Origin of the sequence: Bacteroides sp. K03 (genome assembly GCF_019734355.1) — a bacterium.
Lineage (GTDB): Bacteria > Bacteroidota > Bacteroidia > Bacteroidales > Bacteroidaceae > Bacteroides > Bacteroides nordii.
Map to the genome: position 1 here is coordinate 36565 of NZ_JAASHC010000027.1, position 19055 is coordinate 55619.

Annotated in this window: 11 protein-coding genes; 3 read left to right on the forward strand and 8 right to left on the reverse strand. The window is 41.9% G+C overall.

Annotated features, from left to right (window positions below):
• Positions 1-6: 6 nt before the first annotated feature.
• Both HCG69_RS16020 and HCG69_RS16025 read right to left on the reverse strand, forming a co-directional pair.
• A complete protein-coding gene (locus tag HCG69_RS16020; protein WP_221650874.1) occupies positions 7-2343 on the reverse strand; it encodes a glycoside hydrolase family 20 protein in 2337 nt (778 codons plus the stop codon).
• 183 nt (positions 2344-2526) lie between these two features.
• Positions 2527-2829: a hypothetical protein gene (locus HCG69_RS16025; RefSeq protein ID WP_221650881.1), complete on the reverse strand. Its 303-nt coding sequence runs from the start codon at positions 2827-2829 to the stop codon at positions 2527-2529.
• A 320-nt stretch (positions 2830-3149) separates the two neighbouring features.
• Here HCG69_RS16025 and HCG69_RS16030 point away from each other — a divergent pair, with 320 nt between their 5' ends.
• A complete protein-coding gene (locus HCG69_RS16030) occupies positions 3150-3719 on the forward strand; it encodes an RNA polymerase sigma factor (RefSeq protein WP_007487310.1) in 570 nt (189 codons plus the stop codon).
• Positions 3720-3742: 23 nt separating this feature from the next.
• Here the strand turns inward: HCG69_RS16030 and HCG69_RS16035 are convergent, their stop codons facing one another.
• The 4 genes from HCG69_RS16035 to HCG69_RS16050 form a co-directional block, all read right to left on the reverse strand.
• The gene (locus HCG69_RS16035; protein WP_221650875.1) at positions 3743-7246 is read right to left on the reverse strand and encodes a DUF4886 domain-containing protein; all 3504 of its coding nucleotides are present in this window, start codon (positions 7244-7246) and stop codon (positions 3743-3745) included.
• A 32-nt stretch (positions 7247-7278) separates the two neighbouring features.
• Positions 7279-8976, reverse strand: coding sequence for an alpha-amylase family glycosyl hydrolase (locus tag HCG69_RS16040; protein ID WP_007487724.1), 1698 nt, complete (start codon positions 8974-8976; stop codon positions 7279-7281).
• Positions 8977-9028: 52 nt separating this feature from the next.
• Positions 9029-10003 (reverse strand): FecR family protein, encoded by a 975-nt coding sequence (locus HCG69_RS16045; RefSeq protein WP_221650876.1) that lies wholly within the window; start codon positions 10001-10003, stop codon positions 9029-9031.
• A gap of 85 nt (positions 10004-10088) precedes the next feature.
• Entirely contained in the window at positions 10089-11264 is a 1176-nt protein-coding gene (locus HCG69_RS16050; RefSeq protein WP_007487722.1) for a dicarboxylate/amino acid:cation symporter, read from the reverse strand.
• A gap of 225 nt (positions 11265-11489) precedes the next feature.
• On the opposite strand from HCG69_RS16050, the gene HCG69_RS16055 reads away from it, so the two are divergent.
• Positions 11490-12395, forward strand: coding sequence for an endonuclease/exonuclease/phosphatase family protein (locus HCG69_RS16055; RefSeq protein WP_195349168.1), 906 nt, complete (start codon positions 11490-11492; stop codon positions 12393-12395).
• A gap of 9 nt (positions 12396-12404) precedes the next feature.
• Positions 12405-14408 (forward strand): glycoside hydrolase family 97 protein, encoded by a 2004-nt coding sequence (locus HCG69_RS16060; protein WP_025866979.1) that lies wholly within the window; start codon positions 12405-12407, stop codon positions 14406-14408.
• Between the two features lie 105 nt (positions 14409-14513).
• On the opposite strand, the gene HCG69_RS16065 is transcribed toward HCG69_RS16060, so the two are convergent.
• The gene (locus tag HCG69_RS16065; RefSeq protein ID WP_221650877.1) at positions 14514-17111 is read right to left on the reverse strand and encodes an endonuclease/exonuclease/phosphatase family protein; all 2598 of its coding nucleotides are present in this window, start codon (positions 17109-17111) and stop codon (positions 14514-14516) included.
• Between the two features lie 85 nt (positions 17112-17196).
• The gene (locus tag HCG69_RS16070; protein ID WP_195349170.1) at positions 17197-18993 is read right to left on the reverse strand and encodes a T9SS type A sorting domain-containing protein; all 1797 of its coding nucleotides are present in this window, start codon (positions 18991-18993) and stop codon (positions 17197-17199) included.
• Between the last annotated feature and the right edge of the window lie 62 nt (positions 18994-19055).

The following is a 19055-nucleotide window of genomic DNA, read 5'->3' on the forward strand; positions in this document are numbered from 1 at the left end:
GCAATATTAATCCACATTTATTTCATCCACAAATAAGTAAGGTGTTTTTCCTTCTCCGGCGTGTCCTTTCGGCAAGGCGGGGCTACACTTGATTGTTACTTTTACAAAAGTAGCCTTTACTGGTGAGAATTCCACATTGTAATCTTCTATTCCTTTTTTGCCTAAGTTTGTTTCAGAAGGGTAGGTTTCTGAAGCTACTTCTTGGAAGTCTTTCCCATTTTCTGATACGGAAACAGCCAATCCGGTGGCTCCCATGATCCAGGCTCCCATGTCAACAATAGCTTCTGTTGAAACTTTGCTTATTTCTGTTGGTACTCCTAAATGAATGGTTGCTTCAACATCTGTTCCCCAAAAACCTAACCAGCGTCCACCGGCATAGCTGTTTCCCCCCTTTAATCCGTCTACTAAAGTCGTAGCACCTTTATAGGAGTATTTGGCCGAAGGCTGAGCTTTCAGTTCAATCGGGCAACAGGTGGCTTTGTTGAAATTAACCTGTTCGGATATAATCTTACTGTTACCGGTAGGACGAACAGCAACGGCCTTGAAATCTGCAACCTGTGTAATGGTTATGGGAGCTTCATATTTCGTTCCGTTCGTAGGAGTCGGTTCTGTTCCATCCAATGTATAGTAAACAGGTGCATTATCCACTGTGCTAAGCTCTATCATTACTGCTTTTTTGTCTGGGTCGGATGTGATATTTGATTTAATATCAAACACATGTTTGCCGTAGTTGAGGCTATCACGATCATAAAAAGCTAAAAGTCGGGGCAAGCGTTTGGTGAAGTCACTATAATCCTTCTTTTCGGGAAGTGTCCATTGAACTTCTGCCAAAGCAGCCATACGTGGGAGTACCATGTATTCTACCTGTTTTGTCGTAGGGATATATTCACACCAAAGATTGGCTTGAGCACCAATAATGTGCTTTTTCTCTTCTGCGTTTAAATCCTCTGGAACAGGTTCCATACTATATACGCGTTCCAATGTTATACAACCACCGATAGCATCTGGTTCATCTTTTGTGTCTGCTGTTTGGTAATAGTCAAAATATACATAAGTGTTTGGAGTCATAATCACATCGTGTCCCAACTTGGCAGCTTCTATTCCACCAGCCATTCCGCGCCACGACATTACGGTCGCATTGGGTGCTACGTCCCCTTCCAGGATCTCGTCCCAGCCAATTATCTGGCGCCCTTTACTATTGAGGAATTTCTCTGCACGTTGCATGCAGTAACTTTGCAAACGGTCTTCCGCCGTATGTTTAGTGTCAGCTTTCAAGCCCTCTGCTTTGATACGTGCCTGGCACTTCGGACATTTGGCCCAACGATTGCGTGGAGCTTCGTCACCTCCGATGTGGACATACTTATAAGGGAACAGGTCGGCTACCTCGCCCAGTACATCTTCTATAAATTGCATTGTTTTATCGTTACCAATGCAAAGTACATCTTCAAATATTCCCCAGTTTTTTTCTACTTCATACGGACCTCCCGTACAACCCAGTTCCGGGTAAGCAGCCAAAGCAGCAACCATATGTCCGGGCAGGTCTATTTCAGGGATGATGTTGATATAGCGTTCCTTTGCATAGTCTATAACTTCTTTAATTTGTTCTTGTGTGTAGAAACCTCCATAAGGTGTGCCGTCATATTCACCGGAGTTGTGTCCTATTACTGTTGCTGAACGTTGTGAGCCTATTTCCGTTAACTTCGGATATTTTTTTATTTCAATTCTCCATCCCTGGTCGTCTGTCAGATGCCAATGGAAAGTATTCATGTTATGTAGTGCCAGCAGGTCGATGTATTTCTTTACGAATTCTATCGGGAAGAAGTGGCGGCTTACGTCGAGATGCATGCCCCGGTAACTGAAGCGTGGATAATCTTTGATGGTTACTGCCGGAAGTGCAATCTTGGTGCCGGCAGTAGTTGCCGGAATTGATTTTCGCAAAGTTTGTATGCCGTAGAACACTCCATTAGGCGTTTGTCCGTTAATGGTGACTTGTTCGGAAGATACTGTAAGCTCGTATCCTTCTTTTTCCGTTATACTCTTGTCCAACCCTAAGATAATAGTATTTTGCGGTGTACTTTCCGATGTGATTGTTGCAATGTCGAGTTCTTTTCCTGTCGCATCTTTGATATATCCGGATAAAAACTCTGCGTTTCGTTTCAGCAACTCGTTTCCTTCCGGATAAAGAATTTTTGTGGTTTCCTGTAGTGTGAAAAGCGGTTCCTGACTGACAACGACCTCTTGGGGGAGAGGGATTACCTGATAATTGATTTCTTCCTTTTGCGTATTGCATGAAGCGAAAGCCAATGTAGCGACCGCAAGAAGTGCATGGTTAAGTTTTCTCATAATAAAATTGATTAGTATTAGTTTGGGCAAATATAGTAAAAATTATAGTTATGATTTGTTTAAATAGGATATTAAGTATAGGGATATTTTTTCAGTAAAAATCAAATAGATGTGCGAATCAGTAGTTGGCTATTGAGTTCAAAGCTGATCGTAAATAGATTCATATCCGTATAGTAACGAAGATTATAACCCTATCTTTTCGATAGCGGAAGTGTCCATAGACGGCATTGTTACCCTTGCCCGGTATTGTACTTTGTCTTTCTCAGAAAGGAACATGCCTTTCCCCGGTGAACAGTATTGTTTTAGATGTACATGTAAAGCGGTACGACATGTACATGTGGGACAGCACGACATGTGCATCTCATGCTGCTTTACATGTACATCTAAAACAAGACTGCTCACCGAGGCTTTATACGTTACTCTACGAGAGGGGGCTTTATCAATACCGGATAAAGAGACTGATCCTTTGCGAAAATCTGCGATCATCTGCGTTTCAATAAAGATTCAAACTCTGTGGAACTCCGTGTTACTCTGTGGTGAAATACATTCAAAACCGTACAGAGATGAGCAAAACTAAATTTTAACTTGATTTCAACTACTGATTCGCATTAGATATGTTAAAGTAAATCTGCAATTAGTGAGAAAAACAAAGAAGATATTGCACCTTGAATTACGTATTATATCTTTCTTAACACTTCTGTAATATATAGGAGAGTTGCAAATATACCATAGAACGAAAAAGTTCAGCACAATTGTTCTTTCTTATATTAAAATGTTATGTTTGTATAGTCTTAAATATAATAGTAATGAATGAACCTGATTTGATAACTGGCATAAAGAATGGGGATGTACAGTGTTTTGAAGAACTTTTTATGAAATACTATTCACATTTCAACCAATTTATATTCGGATTGGTGAAGGACGAATGGATCTCTGAAGATATTACGCAAAACACATTTATCAAAGTGTGGGTTAACAGAGAGAAATTACAAAGCGACTTATCGATTCACTCTTATTTGTATGTAATTGCTAAATATGAGATATACAACCACTTTCGTTCCAAGCAGAATCAAATTGTAGATCGTTTCCTGGATGGCGTACACGACACCGTAGTCACTCCAAGTGCAGAAAACGAGTTGTTTTGGAACGAAATGCAGAAAGCGATTGCCGCTATCATTGAAACAATGCCGGAGAAGCGGCGTGCCATTTTCAATATGAGCCGGTTCGAGCATAAGTCTGCAAAAGAAATAGCCGAAATAATGCATATTTCGGCACGTACGGTAGAAAAACATATTGAGCTTGCCCTTCGTGAATTACGTACGAAATTAACTCCTTTCTTATTTTGGATATTGGTCTATGGACATATTACATTGTAATTTGGATTACGATGTCTACTATCTTATTTCTTTATGAATTTAATACAATCATGTTTGCTCTTAAAAAGATATATACCATGTTGTAATGAATTTATATCTAATTCTGCGATAGTCTCTTTTATTGTTTTATTAATAACCTCCATTCCGTTTACATCCACAATAGCAATATCACCAATCGGATTTTCTGAAGTTATATCAATTTTGTTATTATTGATTGTTATTTCATCTTTAGTTTTCAGATTATCGGTTCCTGTTGCTATGGTTTTGGCATAGAGTATGAGGTCAGTTTGGGTGGTTGAATTCTCATCATAGCGATTTCCTTTCTCATCATACCATCCTCCAAAAGTCGTTCCGTCGTCGGGAACAGGATTTTGTGGAAATTTCATTTCTGTATTGTTGTAAAGTACTGCATATTCGTTGCCATTATACATAAAGACTGTTTTGTAGACTCTGTTGGTACCACTATAGACGACTGGCATGTTATTATCAGAATCAAGCTCCTGTCCGAAAAGAAATTCCATTTGATCACCGTTTAATAAATAAGTAGCTTCTCCGGAATGAAACTTTTTTATATCCATAGGAATTCCACCTTTGCCTGTTAAGGTATAGCCCGCATAATAATAGTTGTTTTCACAGTCGAAATTTACAGTGTTGTTTTTTCCGTAAATAGTTCCTTGATTCGTGGCCGTGCAGTCAATGGTGCCGATAACATAATTGTTCGTAATGGTTTCGGCAGCTTTTGACAAATTAGAATACGAATTGATTCCGGCTACATATTTAGGGGTTCCAGAACCGTTATTTTTAATGCTACCGTCAAAGTAACATCCGTTAATAATAGCTTCGATGCCGGTTGTACTTGAATTTGTACATCCCAAAATGCCGCCGACACCATTGGTCACTTTTCCAGATGTTGTGATTATTATATTACCTGAATAAGAGCAGTTTTTTACATTCGCATTTTTCATAAATGCCAATACACCACCCACATATCCCGGTGCTCCCATGATGTTGATTTCAACATCGCTATGGCAATTAACCATATTTCCTAAGGCATTGGCTTTACCAATGAATGATCCGACTTGAGTTTTCTGAGTTATGGATGCGGGAATATCGATTTTTCCTGAGAGATTGATGTTGAGAATATCACAGCTTTCGCTGTTTGTACCACCTATTAAACCTGCAAAATTTGATTTTTCTGTAAGGTCACTTTTATTTATATACATATTATAAATGTGATAACCTTGTCCGTCAATTTTTCCGGTAAAATAAGTTCCGTATCCTATTGGAGTCCATGGTTGATTGCCTAAATCTATATCTTTTGCAATTTTTATACCTGTTATGGCATGGCCTTGATTGATTTGATTGGCTACCCATGCTAATTCTGCTCCTGTGTAAATAACACAATTACCGGAAACGTCACGAGCCGGTTCAATCATCGAAATACCATCCCACGGACCTTCTGCTACGGGTTCGAAGGGTACGACTTTCACAATACCCGGAACCATAATAGCCATAGCATTGATGTAACCAGTTTTGTAGGTATCTGCACTTGTAGCTCCCGGGGTTACCGTAAATCGGATATGTCCGTCTGCATCCGGATATATTGAAGAGAGTTCAGCGATTGAATGATCGTTGTTGTTTCCATTTAATCCAATGTAATTTTCTACAGTTCCAAAGGTTGAATACTCAGCTTCATGAACTTCTGTAGCATTCATATAGGAACCAAACATATAAAAATCATAGGATTCCTTAGGATCCAGATTGCTGAATACGATTTCGGCATTGTCAATAAGAACGCCGTCTTTTTCGATACCGTTTACCCAATAACCTGTTGTAGACGCATTTGCGGGCATGTTAAGCAACGTATTTGTTTTGGATGCACCGTTTTCTGTGACACCGGCAAAACCTTTTGTGATGTTTAGAGATATGCCTGAAGCCTTATTCTCCGAATCTGTCAAGTTTTCAATTTTAGTTCCGGCAAGATGGGATGTCACATTATTCCAGTAATCTTCTTGAGTTGTTTTTCCATTGGTGGTAAAGTTGATATAGATAGGAATTTTCCCCGGAACCTCAAGATGTGGAGTTACCATCAATGCTCCCAGATAATAAGTTTTCTTTTCTTCGTTATTGTTTGCGCCGGCTTTTACAGTTAAATAGATGCGTCCTTTTTCATCGGCAATTATTCCTTGGACCGTTGCAATATTTGCCGTGTTTTTTGTAGGATTCAGAGAGGCGTTTCCATTATTTTCTCCTTTGAATGAGTAGACGGTTTCAGAATTGGTCGATGTATTATTCATAACTGAGGCAAATACGTTCATATCATACGCCTGCCCCGGATATAATCCGGAAATAATAACCGAACTCTGTGTAGTACCATAAAAGGCTGATTTAGACACATTCGAAGGCATATCTAAAGCTGTAGTCGATGAAGTAGTTCCGATAGAGGAAACACCGTCGAATGGTTTTTCTATTGAAACTTTCACTTCGGTTCCATAACCTTTGCTATTATATAGATTTCCCACATTTGCTCCGGTTAATGTGGTTGTTAAACTATTCCATGAATATTGAGAGACAGCAGATGAACCAACACCGATGCCGAAATTAATCATTAGCGGTCTGTCGATGACCTTGGGTTTTGCATCAGGATTTACCCCATAAGTATCTGCAAGGCTACTGATACTTTTGGGGTGGATAATGGCTTCATGTACGGCATGTTGGCACATCTCTGCACAGAAATCACTGATGGAAGCAGGGTGATAACTTAACCCGATGACACTCTTTCCGAAGATTTTTTCGTACCATGTTAGTGCTACCGTATAACGGCCGTGACTGAGATTCATGTGATAGCCATCACGATTATAATCATCACCAATATAACTGGTACGTCCATTTTGGACAGCTGTTCCGCCCGGAATTATGTTTTCTTCGCCAATTCCCGATTGTATGGCAGCGCGGCCTGCACAATCAACGATTTTTGTATATTGATCCATTTGGTCGGTGTAAAGACCTTTATTGATTAACTCCTCTAATTTTGCCGAACCATTTTGATAGGCCCAGGTCATGTAAAGATAAAACTGGGCGTTTTTATTCGTGAGATGAGTTTTAAAGTAGGTGATCAGATTGCTCAGGTATGGAAAATAGTGACTATATGCACCCGAATAATTATGGTCAGTTTGTATAATGACAATATCCCAGTCTTCATCCGTAATGATATTTGTATCGAATTTGCGACTGTTGCCTCCTGTCGATGTCATTTTTCCATCTTTAATTTTGTAGTAATTGTATATCTGCTGATTTGTGGTAATATAATTCGTGTGAAGTTCCAGTGTGGTTCCTCCTTTATATGGAAACCCCAGTACAATATCATCTCCAGCAGCTTGTACTATCGGAAGAAACTCCTGTAAAGCCGCATCAAACGAGAAACTGTTTCCAACAACGAGAATCTTTTTCGTTTCTGCATTCGTTGTAAAAACTGTTCCTGTAATACTTAAGAACAGCATTAAATAAAGTTTGAAAACCTTTTTCATTGATTTATTATTTTGTTGATGACTAATATGAATTACAGAACCTTACAGATGACAGAACTTACTCCTTGGATTCTCAGTGATAGTTTATCTTTCGATTTCTTTACTGACAAGTTTTGGGGATTTCCCCAAATAACTTCTAATCGATCATATCCTTCAATGGATGCCGTAGCACTTTTTTCTCTCGGATTAATAATTATCAGATACTTTGAGTGATCGTCGGAACGTTCGTATACGGCAGGATATGCTTGTTGCGGATCGCTGACAAACTTCCATCCTCCTGTATTTCCCAATGCGGAGATTGAAGAACGGAGGGCAAGAAGCCCCTTCGTCCAGTTAAGTATTGAATGCGGGTCATCGATTTGACCGGCTACTGTCGGACGCTTCGGATCCGGGTCTATAGGTAAATACAATTTTGAAGGGTCGCAGGTCGAGAAACCGGCTGTTGCACCTGCTTCCCATTGCATGGGTGTTCTTTGTGCCGACCGGTCACGACTGCCTTCAATAAACGGCCATCCGTCCATCGAACGCATCCCGATCTCTTCTCCATAGTAGACAATTGGTACCCATGGCATTGTCAGGAAGAACGTCATGGCTACTTTTAGTTCCTCCGGGGTAGAACGTTGGTTACGATTTAGCCTCCATGTATCATGGCTGGATGTGGGCATACATGGGAAACCATGCCCCTTGGTTACTTCATAGATTTTTATAAAAGGTTCTACAAAAGAACTGAATTGCCCTTTTCCCGCCCTGTCAAACCAACAATCTTTCGGTTGGTATATACCGGTTTCCGGATCTGTATTCCGATGTGTATTGTGTACCAGATCGCGATACATGGTTTTTCCACATCCGTTGTGGCGGATAATATCGATATCGAAGCCGCAGGAAATAGCTTCTATCGGACTTGACCATTCAGACAGGAAGATCGTTTCGGGATAGTTTTCCGCTTGCCAGGAAAATATTTCATTCCAAAGTTTTCTTACCCCATGAAACTCTGCGTCATCTCCCTTTACCAATGACCAGGCCAGGTCACAACGAAAACCGTCAACTCCCTTATCAAACCAGAAAGAGATGATATTCTTTATCTCTTGGCGGACTGCTTTTGGACCGGGGGCATTATAGGCTTGTTCCCACGAATTCTCCGGGTTCGGCTGATAATATCCGTAATTAAGTGCCGGCTGAATATCGTAATAATTCATCAGATAGTATCCGTCGCGCGGATATTCATTTTTTACCCAGCCTCCTCTTTCCGGTTTCGGTGGAGTTGTTTTTTTACCTTTCGTCCAAATGTAATAATCGGCATAATGACCATTCGGGTCTCCATTTGCAGATTCCAGAAACCAGGGATGCTTGTCTGAAGTGTGACCGGCTACGAGGTCGAGGCATACTTTAATACCCTTTTCATGTGCATCGTTTACCAGATTTACCAAATCGGTATTTGTGCCGAAGCGTGGGTCGATTTTATAGAAATCGGTGATATCATAACCGCCATCTTCAAATTTACTGCAAAAGACCGGACTGATCCAGATGGTATTAAATCCCAGATCCTTTACGTAGTCCAAGCGAGAACGTATACCCTCCAGATCGCCGTATCCGTCTCCGTTGCTATCCATGTAAGAAGAAGGATAGATGTGATATATGGCTGCACTTTCAAGCCATTTGGGGTAGTTTCGGATGGCAAAGAGGTTACTTGCAAGGGCCATAAAGCTAAAAAAGAAAATGATTCGTTTCATCTGATTATTTTTTGTGGGTTCTATGATTTACCTATTGAAAACTGAAATTGTGTTACCGTATCTCTATAATGGTGTTATCATGATATATAATTTTCATCTGTTGTGATGCATTCAGGCAATTTAAAATCTGTTCAATTGTCTCGTCATTGGCAAATATTGCATCGTATTTTATCGATTTTAATTTTGGATTGGTAATTACAATCTTCTTTTGGAAGTGACGTTCGAGTTGATTGGTTATATCTTCCAGCTTTTTATCGATAAAGTAAAATTTACGGGATTGCCCAGGGTTGGCTATAGTCGAAATATTCATTTGTGACATTTCGCCGGTATTCTTATCAATCTTTATAATATCACCGGGAGCCATGAGTACTTCTACCTGTTTATTGTTGAAATCTGATTCTACGTCCACGCATCCTTCGTATAGCATTACTTCAAATTCTGAATCGGATTCATGCGATTGTACGTTGAATTTAGTTCCCAATACTTTGATTGTGGCATTGTTACACACAACGAAGAATGGATGTTTCATATCTTTGGTTACCTCTACGTATGCTTCGCCAAACAAATGTACTTTCCTGTTACGGGCAAAATCATTTGCTGCGTAAAAGAGAGTACTTGTGGGTTTGAGATAGATTTTTGTAGAGTCGGGAAGTATCACCATTTTTGAATCACCTGCCGATGCATATACTTTTTCCAAATTGATATCGCCGAACCGGGGACTCCATAAATGTATACCCAATAGGAAACCGCATATCAGGACGGTGGCGGCTATTCCCGATATCCAGCGGTATATCGTCTTCCTCTTTTTTATGCCTTGGGGTGTCCCGATACCTATACGATAGCATGTGCGGTTGAACGCGTTTCTGGCTTTTTGTTCATCCTGATGAGTACATTCTTTCAACAGTTCCAGAAGAATAGTGTCCAATTCGGCATTATTGATATTGTTTATATACCATTGCTCTATTTTCTCGGAATCAGCGGGGGTGGACTGACTCTCAAAAAACATCTTTATGCTTTCTTTTTTCATATATTTATTATTAATCTTTCCTTATATTAAAGGAACACATTACATGATATGACTACGTAATCCGATTTTGAAAATAGACATTTTATTATTGTGCGGATGCATATCTCTTTCCGAAAAAGCGGTCGATAATAAGGGTGATAGCGCCGTCTCCACTTACGTTACATGCTGGGCCATATCCGTCGAGAGCCAGATAAATGGCCATCATCAGGGCACTCTGTTCAGGCGAAAAACCGAGAATCGATTCCAATAATCCGATTGATGCCATTAAAACTCCTCCCATTACTCCGGGGGCAGCTACGGCAGAAATCCCTTGCAAAAGGATGAAATTGGCAAAGAGGGCGAAACTAATGTTCATTCCGCTCAGATACATCACTGCGATTGATGTAGTGATAAGCTTGATAGTCGATCCGCACATGTGGACTGTTGAACAAAGAGGGACAGTAAAGTTGGCGATCTCTTTAGTCGCACCATTCTTCATGGCACACTCGAGAGTGACTGGAATAACGGCCGAACTGGAACAGATTGAAAAGCCTGTCAGGTACGCTGGCATAATATTCCATATACATTTAAAAGGATTTTTTTTAGCCACCAGTCCGGCTATAATATATTGGATAATGAGGTAACAGATAGACAGGATAACACCGGTTGCAATGACTTTAACACCTGTTCCCATGACGGTTGACAGATGCCCGGCAGCACTCATCTCACATATCATTGTAAAGATGTAGAATGGTAAGAGAGGGATGATGGCATGTTCAATCGTGAGTTTTACAATTTCTCCGAATTCATCGAAGGCTTTCTTCAGTCCCGGGGCTTTGGTGAAAATAATGCCGATGCCGAGCATGAATGACAAGAGGAGAGCTGTCAGTATGTCACAAATCGGAGGGAATTTGATATTGAAATAGGGCTCGAATACTTTTCCTTCCAGCGCAGAGGTAGAAATTTCACCAATACTTAGATAATGAGGAAGCAGACTTGAAGCAAAACCATATGCAAAAAATCCTGCACCTATCGTTGACAGATATGAGATAACGATAACACTCAATAGCATCTTTCCAGCTCCACGTCCCAGATTAGCTACAGATGGAGTCACAAGGCCCAATACGAGTAAGGGTACGATAAATTTGAGAATTTGTGCAAAGAATACATTGAAGGTTTTAAATATTCTGATCATAACATCCGGCGCTATAAGTCCCAATAACGAACCGATAGTTATCGCAATCAATACCTTAGGGAACAATCCTAACTTTCTTTTTTTCATTTTGTCAATATTTTAATTTAAAGGAACACTCATTCAAGGAACACATCACATCATACATCTACGTAGTCGGTATTTTTATTTGTTTTGAATATTGTGGTTTTTGACGGCTTTGCTGTTGTAATAAAGCATGTTAATGTTTTTTAAATCAGTGTCGGTTTTGTGTTGTTGGTTACGTATTCAGTACTTTTTGATAAGTCTTCATAGTATAATTTTAAAGATACATATATGAAAAAAAACATTCTTTTGTCTGGTATTTTACTGCTGAGTTTTTCTTGTGCTATCGCTCAAGATTATCATGACGATGTTGTCGTGTTGGATTCTGTAAAGGTGATGTCGTTCAACATCCGTTTCAATAATCCGAATGATTCTCTTGATACGGCATGGGATCGGCGTCGGGAACCGTGTGCCCGTATGATCGCCCAGTACCGTCCCGACGTGATAGGCATGCAGGAACCACGTAACGAGATGTGGCAGCAAATCTTTGCCATGCTACCTGATTATGGCTATTATCGTATAGAGATGAACGACACGTTACCTGATTCCCGCACCGGAGGAGTATTATTGTTGTATCTTCGTGAGAAATATTCAGTGATACGTTCGGGACATTTTTGGCTGAGTGCTACTCCCGAAGCTCCATCCCAACCGTGGGACTCGACTGACAGACATTATCGGGCCGCTTTGTGGTTACAACTCAAGGATAAAAAAAGCCGGAGAGAATTTTATATTGTCACCACTCATTTGCCCTATAAGAAAGAACCGGTGGACACTGAGGTGCGTGCCCGGTGTGCTGCATTGATAAACAATAGAATGAAGACCATCGCCGGTGAGGAGGCAACTGTTTTCGTAACCGGTGATATGAATGCTTCTTACAATCCCTATGATCCGCGGCGTGAGAGCTTGGCTCCATTTTACCGTTGGTTTGCTTCTGCCAGAGAAGATGCTTCCAAAACGGATGATCATTCCAGCTTTAATGGTTTCGGACGCGTTTCTCCTTTGGTAAGAAACAAGAATCTGGATCATATTTTCTATCGTAATGCTTGCCCGTTGGTGTTTGAGACCATTGATAAGCCAGTTTATGGTGTGAGGTGGATATCTGACCATTATCCTATCATTTGTACATTTACTTATTGATTTGTAAAGATGAAATATAAGAAAGTTTTTTTGATGTTTATGGTGGCTTTCACTGTTACAATAGCTGGTGCTGCCGAATATAAACTGGGCTCTCCTGATGGGAGGCTTACGAGTGAAATTAATGTCGGTGATAGTCTTACGTTCACTCTTTCCAATGAACACCAATCAATATTGTCTCCATCGACCATTGCTATGGAATGGATGAATGGCACAGTTTGGGGGGCCGATATGAAAGTGAAAAAAGTACAACGCTCGTCTGTTGATGAAGTGATTCTTTCTCCACTGTATAAGAAATCACAGGTGCGAGATAAATATAACCGGTTGATATTGACCACGACTGCCGGTTTCAGTATCGAATTCCGGATGTATGATGACGGAATGGCTTATCGTTTTGTATCTTCACTTTCGGAGGAGTACACAGTGAAGAATGAAAAGGCAGTGTATCGGTTATCTCAGAATTTTGAGACATGGGCTCCGTATGTACGTGACCGTAAGAAACGAAAGGACGCCACCCGTGAACAGCAGTTTTGGAATGATATGCAAAATCTGTATACGTATCTTCCGTTGAAGGATTTCGATGAAAACAATCTGTTGTTTACACCGATACTTGTCAATCTGGAGTATGGCGAAAAATTGTGTATTGCCGAAGCCGATGTTGAAGATTATCCCGGAATGTATTTAGCGACAGATAGTTGCAGACCGCAGTTGAGAGGAGTCTTTGCCCCTTATCCGAAAAGTGTGGTACAGGGCGGACATAATGATCTTGAACATCTGGTTACTTCGCGGTATCCCTATATTGCGAAGATCAATGCACCGCGGACTTTTCCGTGGCGGACTTTCATTGTTACACGTCGCGACGGAGAGTTGGTGGAAAACGATATGGTATATCGGTTGGCGGCTCCGTCACGCGTAACCGATCGGTCATGGATCAAACCGGGAAAGGTTGCCTGGGAGTGGTGGAATGACTGGGGGCTTTATGGAGTAGATTTTAAGGCTGGCATTAATACGGAAACTTATAAATACTACATTGATTTTGCTTCCGAAAACGGCATCGAGTATGTTATTCTCGATGAAGGATGGGCTACTAAGGGAAAGTGTGATCTTCTTGATGTCGTCCCGGAAATAGATCTTCAGGCAATAGTAGATCATGGGAGGAGAAAAGGAGTTGATATTATTTTGTGGGCCGGTTATCTGGCGATGGAACTTAATTTGGAAAAGGTCGTATCGCATTATGCCGATATGGGTATCAAAGGTTTTAAAATAGATTTCCTTAATCGTGATGACCAGGAGATGATTGATTTTATGTACCGTACGGCTGAGGTATGCGCAGCCCATAAGATGCTTGTCGATTTTCACGGCTGTCCCAAACCAACGGGTATGCAACGCACGTATCCCAATGTGATCAATTATGAAGCGGTATTCGGGCTTGAACAGTTGAAATGGTCCAAGCCCGATGTCGATATGGTTTCTTACGATGTTTTATTGCCATACATTCGCATGGTGGCTGGTCCGATGGATTATACGCAGGGAGCGATGCGCAATAGTGTCAAAGGTGGATATTTTCCGAACAGGAGTAATCCGATGAGTCAGGGCACCCGTTGCCATCAGCTTGCAGAATATGTCGTTTTCGATTCTCCGCTTAACATGCTTTGTGATTCTCCATCCAATTATATGCGTGAACAGGAGTGTATCCGGTTTATATCCCAGATTCCCACAGTTTGGGATGACACTTTCGTGCTCGATGGTAAAGTTGGCGAGTATATTGTCGTGGCTCGGCGTAGAGGTGATAATTGGTATATCGGAGCATTGGGGAATTGGGATACCCGTGAACTGAAGGTGAGATTACCGGATGATTGCATCGGGAAGCGGATCGAGATATTCAGTGATGGAGTAAATGCCCATCGGGCAGCTCAGGATTACCAGAGAACGTTCGGAGTATTGGAACAGAATGAGATTGTTGTCCGACTCGCACCGGGTGGGGGATGGGCAGCTTGTATTTCATCGACGGAGTAAAAAGAAAGATGGAGAGTGTGCTATAACTTTCCTTTCAATGAAATCACCCACGCTCCAATAGTTGCAGCGTGGGTGATTTTTTAATTTACTGGCAGATAATCTTATTTATCTTTTTATAAACCGGGAAGTTCCTCCTTTCCAGGATAGTATATATACTCCGGGATAAAGCCGGGAAACATTGACCGGAGTCTCTCCTGGGGTAACTTCGCCCAGAAGAATAACCGTTGATCCGGTCATGGAGAATATTTTCACATCCTGTAATGTCATAGAAGTAGACAGATATAAAATTGAACCGTTCTGGTATGTTTTGACCGGATTGGCGACACTTGCTGTTTCGGTAATACCCGTACCTTCTCTTCTATATTCATACGCACCGATCGATGAGGTTCCATCGGTCAAACGTTCTACTCCTCGTTGGTCGAATATCAGTTTGTTTCGTAGTTCAATCGTGTTGTCTACATCTCCTTTTAATAATTTTTCTTCCAATTGAGATGCCGGCAGCACATTGATTGCATTCGATCCGAAAAAGCGTCTTTTCACTTTGACTGTCTCAACCGGACCACCGTTTAATGCCAGAACAGGGATAATATCTCCTTCTACTATGTTACTCTCGAGCATATTACCGAGCAATAGGATGGATGAATCGACTGAGGTTCCTAAAATATCGGTTTCTGCCGGTGTTATATTTATATTATCGGCACTCGAAAAGATGTTATAACCGGTAGTTGCCAGCTGTCCTGCATTATAAACATCACCAGTATGCGCTGAAGTGGAGCGGTTTCCGGCAATCACGTTGTTGAAAATGAATGGTGTTCCGTTGTAAATATGCACGGCTGCACCATAAAAGTCGATGGTAGGTGTACCGTTTTTGTAGCATGATGCATGGTTTCCGACAATCGTATTATTGACGATCGAAATTGTAGATGCTACGTTCAAATTGGCATAGATGGCCGATCCTCCTTTCATTTCGTTAATGACACCGCCGATAGCTTCTACCCGGTTATTGACAAAGGTGTTGTTGACAAAAGTCGTTTTAGAAGCATAAGCTGTTCCGTTGAGTGAGACGGTTCCTCCGTAAGTTGCCTTGTTATCGACATAAGTGTTGTGTCCCAGGTAAGCCCACGAGTATCCTGAATGGTATCCGGCAGAACCTTGTACTGCTTCATTTTCCGAGAAGTAACAATCGGTCATTGCATGGCGCCACCATAGTTCTACACCGGCATAGGCAGTGAAATAAGCGCCGCCGTTGGCTGAGGAGACGTTACGGATAAACCGGCAATTGGTACATAACAATTGGCCGGCTGCATAGATTCCGGCACCTTGACCTGTGGCCTGGTTATTGCGGATGATCACATTATCGAGTATCAGTCGGGAACCCAAACCGGCGATACCTGCCCCTGTGGTAGCACTTCCGTTGGCGTTTCCTCCGACTATTTCGAAATTGCAAAGCATCAGTGCGCAGTATTTCTGAACTGTCACTACATGATAAGCATTTTCTGCATTACCGGTCCATACTCCGTCTGCGATTTCATCATCGCCGTTTATATCTCCTGATAGAACTGTACGCCCTGTCACTTCTTTAAATGCAGAGTCGTAGCCGCCGAATATATCCAGAGAATGAGGAATATTGAGTGTAGCGTCCCGACCTTTAAATTGCTCCGATTCGGTTACGGTATAATATCCCTGGGCAACGTAAATGGTATCGCCGTTGCAAGTGGCATCGACAGCTTCCTGGATATTACGGAACGGCGCTGACTTGCTTCCATCGCCACCATCAGCAGCATTTATATCGACATAGCGGGTATGGGAAGCCACGAAAGGCTCTAATGAGACGTTCACTATCACGGGAAAATGGTCGGAAGGAGTGACGCCGCGTCCGAAAGTCTCATTGATGTGATTGTATGTATGTACTTTCATCCCTTTTACCCATACATAATCCAGTCTGGTCCCATCTTTTTTCTCGGGATCCCATTTGCACAAGGTGCCGTCCTTAGGCCATGGGAATGGGGTTTCCGATACTTTGCGACTGTCTGACATATAGGCACTGCAAAGGTCATAGAACGGATAACGTATGGCCGACGAATTATGATCACCGCATATGATGGCGGGGTAATGACCGGAAATGGAACGTACTTTTTCCATGTTAACGCGCGTTCCTTCATTGCGGGCATCACTTCCCTGATGATCGAGATGGGTGATGAAATAATAAAAGATATCGCCTGTTTCCTTGATTTTCAGCTTGGCCCATACGGTGAAACGTTTGTTCCCGCTGCTGTTATCCCACGAAAGTAGTGATTTCGAGGGGTCTGTACACAAAAAGTAATGTCCTTCTTCAAGCAGATCGAACTTATCGGTACGAAACAATACCGCATTGATTGTTCCCTGGTTGGGCACTGTTGATGAGTTTCCTCCCCATTCTACGAATGAATACTCCGGAAGTAAACTTTTCATGTCCTCTTGTTGTGAACCGGCATTCATTTCGTTGACTCCGACAATATCGTATTTGAAATCGATAATTGTCCGTGCAACATAACTCTTACGGTTGTTCCAGCTTAGCTCTCCCTGATCGGCGCTCGTTTTGAAACGGATATTGAAACATCCGACGTTTAAAGTCGTGGTATTGGCTATGCCGACCGTCGACAGGGTCGATAAAAATAACCATAGAATGGCGAATAGTCTGTATTTGATATGATAGAAAGCCATATAATAATGATTTATAAAACAAACAAGTCGACTGCTTTCCAGATACGGAAAGCAGACGGACCTGTTCAATAGATTAGTTACAATATTATCTGGCAACTTTGAACGTTTGTCCGTTCACGTTAGCCATGTAAATGCCTTTTGTGAGATCACGCAGGTCAATCGTGTTACCTTGGGTAATAGACCGGATACGTATACCTTGTAAATTATAAATATGTATCGTAGCATTGTCGGTGAGTCCTACAATCTGGTAGGTACCATCACCTGATACTTGTAATTTGAGAGAGGACATCGGAGAATTCGTAACGGCAATACCGGTCCCATGATTGGTCAAGAAATCATAGGCTCCCGGAGCCGTTTCACCGTTAATCTCTTCCTGGCTACGTTTCGAACCGGTCTGGTCTACAGTAACGTCGATCTCGAACGGGAGATATTTGCCTTCATCTTTTAGAGTCTTGATGTACTCTCCAAGTTCGAAACCATAAAGGGCGTAAACTCCGAGTTGGTCGAGAATGCCATTATCTACAGGTTTCAGCGTCTTGGTGAATCCGCCGTTTTCGCCGGCTGTGGTTGTGCCGAATATCTTGGAATAAGTATTCGGGTTACTGCCATCCATGTGATCATTGTTCCAGTTGATAGCAATGGTTGGAGAATTCATGACCGAGCCGAACGTGCCTAATATGCTGCCACCATACGAATTTAAATAGGCGCTGGAGGGTGTTTTTTCCGTACCGGTAAGAACGATAGCGGCTTTGGCAACTGCACCGTCATCTTCGCGTCCGACAATAATGGAATTACAGATATTCACTGCCGGATCACAGGCAATACGTATTTGCGATCCCAACCATGAACCAGGATTAGTGACAGTACCGGTTTCCGTATCTTCAGCATATAGTTCCGAAGGATCGGCAGCGCATGTATTGCCGGCAATTGTACAGTTTATGATATGTACTGCACGTACATCATCATCAAAGGAGCTGCCATTGGCGCAGATTCCGGCACCTTCGTAAAAGGCCTTGTTGTCAACAATAGTGGAATTTATGATCCACATATTTTCTCCTGAAGATTGGGCGATGGCACCACCGTAACGGGATTCTACTTCATTATTACCGAAATAACAACGTTCGATTACGCCATTCGCTTTCTTAGAACTGCGGGAAGTACACCGGAATCCGGCTCCGGTCTTATGCGCTTTGTTGTTGTATACATTGCAGTCTTTTATATGATAAAGTCCGCCATAGATGTGGATACCGGCACCGATTCCGTCTCCCGTACCTTCGCCTTTGCTTATATTATTATATATATTGCAATATTGAAGTTCGATGGCTCCCTGCGTGCAATAAACTGCTCCACTTGCGTTAGTTGAACCTTCGGGAGAATATGAACAGGTAAAATCGATACCTATCAGTTTGCAGATGTGGGCCAGGTTCTCGGCAGCATCATTCCGAGCCTGACGCACATGAATTAAATTACGGAGGTCGCCTGCACTCGGTCCTCCGTTTTCGTCGAGGTCACCGGAGAAAATTGTAGGTGTTGCCGATGGATAGGCAGGCCACTCAGTAACCACACCTTTACTTTGATCACATCCTCCAACGAAAATATAGCCACGATAAATACGCCCGGCATCGGAACCGGGACTGGTAGCATTGTAATAGGTTCCTCCTGCAAGAAAGAATACGTCTCCGGTTTTATACTTGGATACCTCATCGTTTTTTGCAGCAGCGGCATCATTTTCGAAAATGTCATACATGGTAATCGCTTTTTCCCAGGATGAACCGTCGTTGCCTGTAGCACGTAACCCCGGTACGACATAGTATTCAGCCGAAAAAACGGTTGTAGGAATCAAAATTCCCATCACACAGAGTAAGAAATGTTTTAGTTTCATAATTCTCATAGATTTGTTAATAATGTATTGGTAAAATCACTTGGAGTTTTTATACGTTTGAG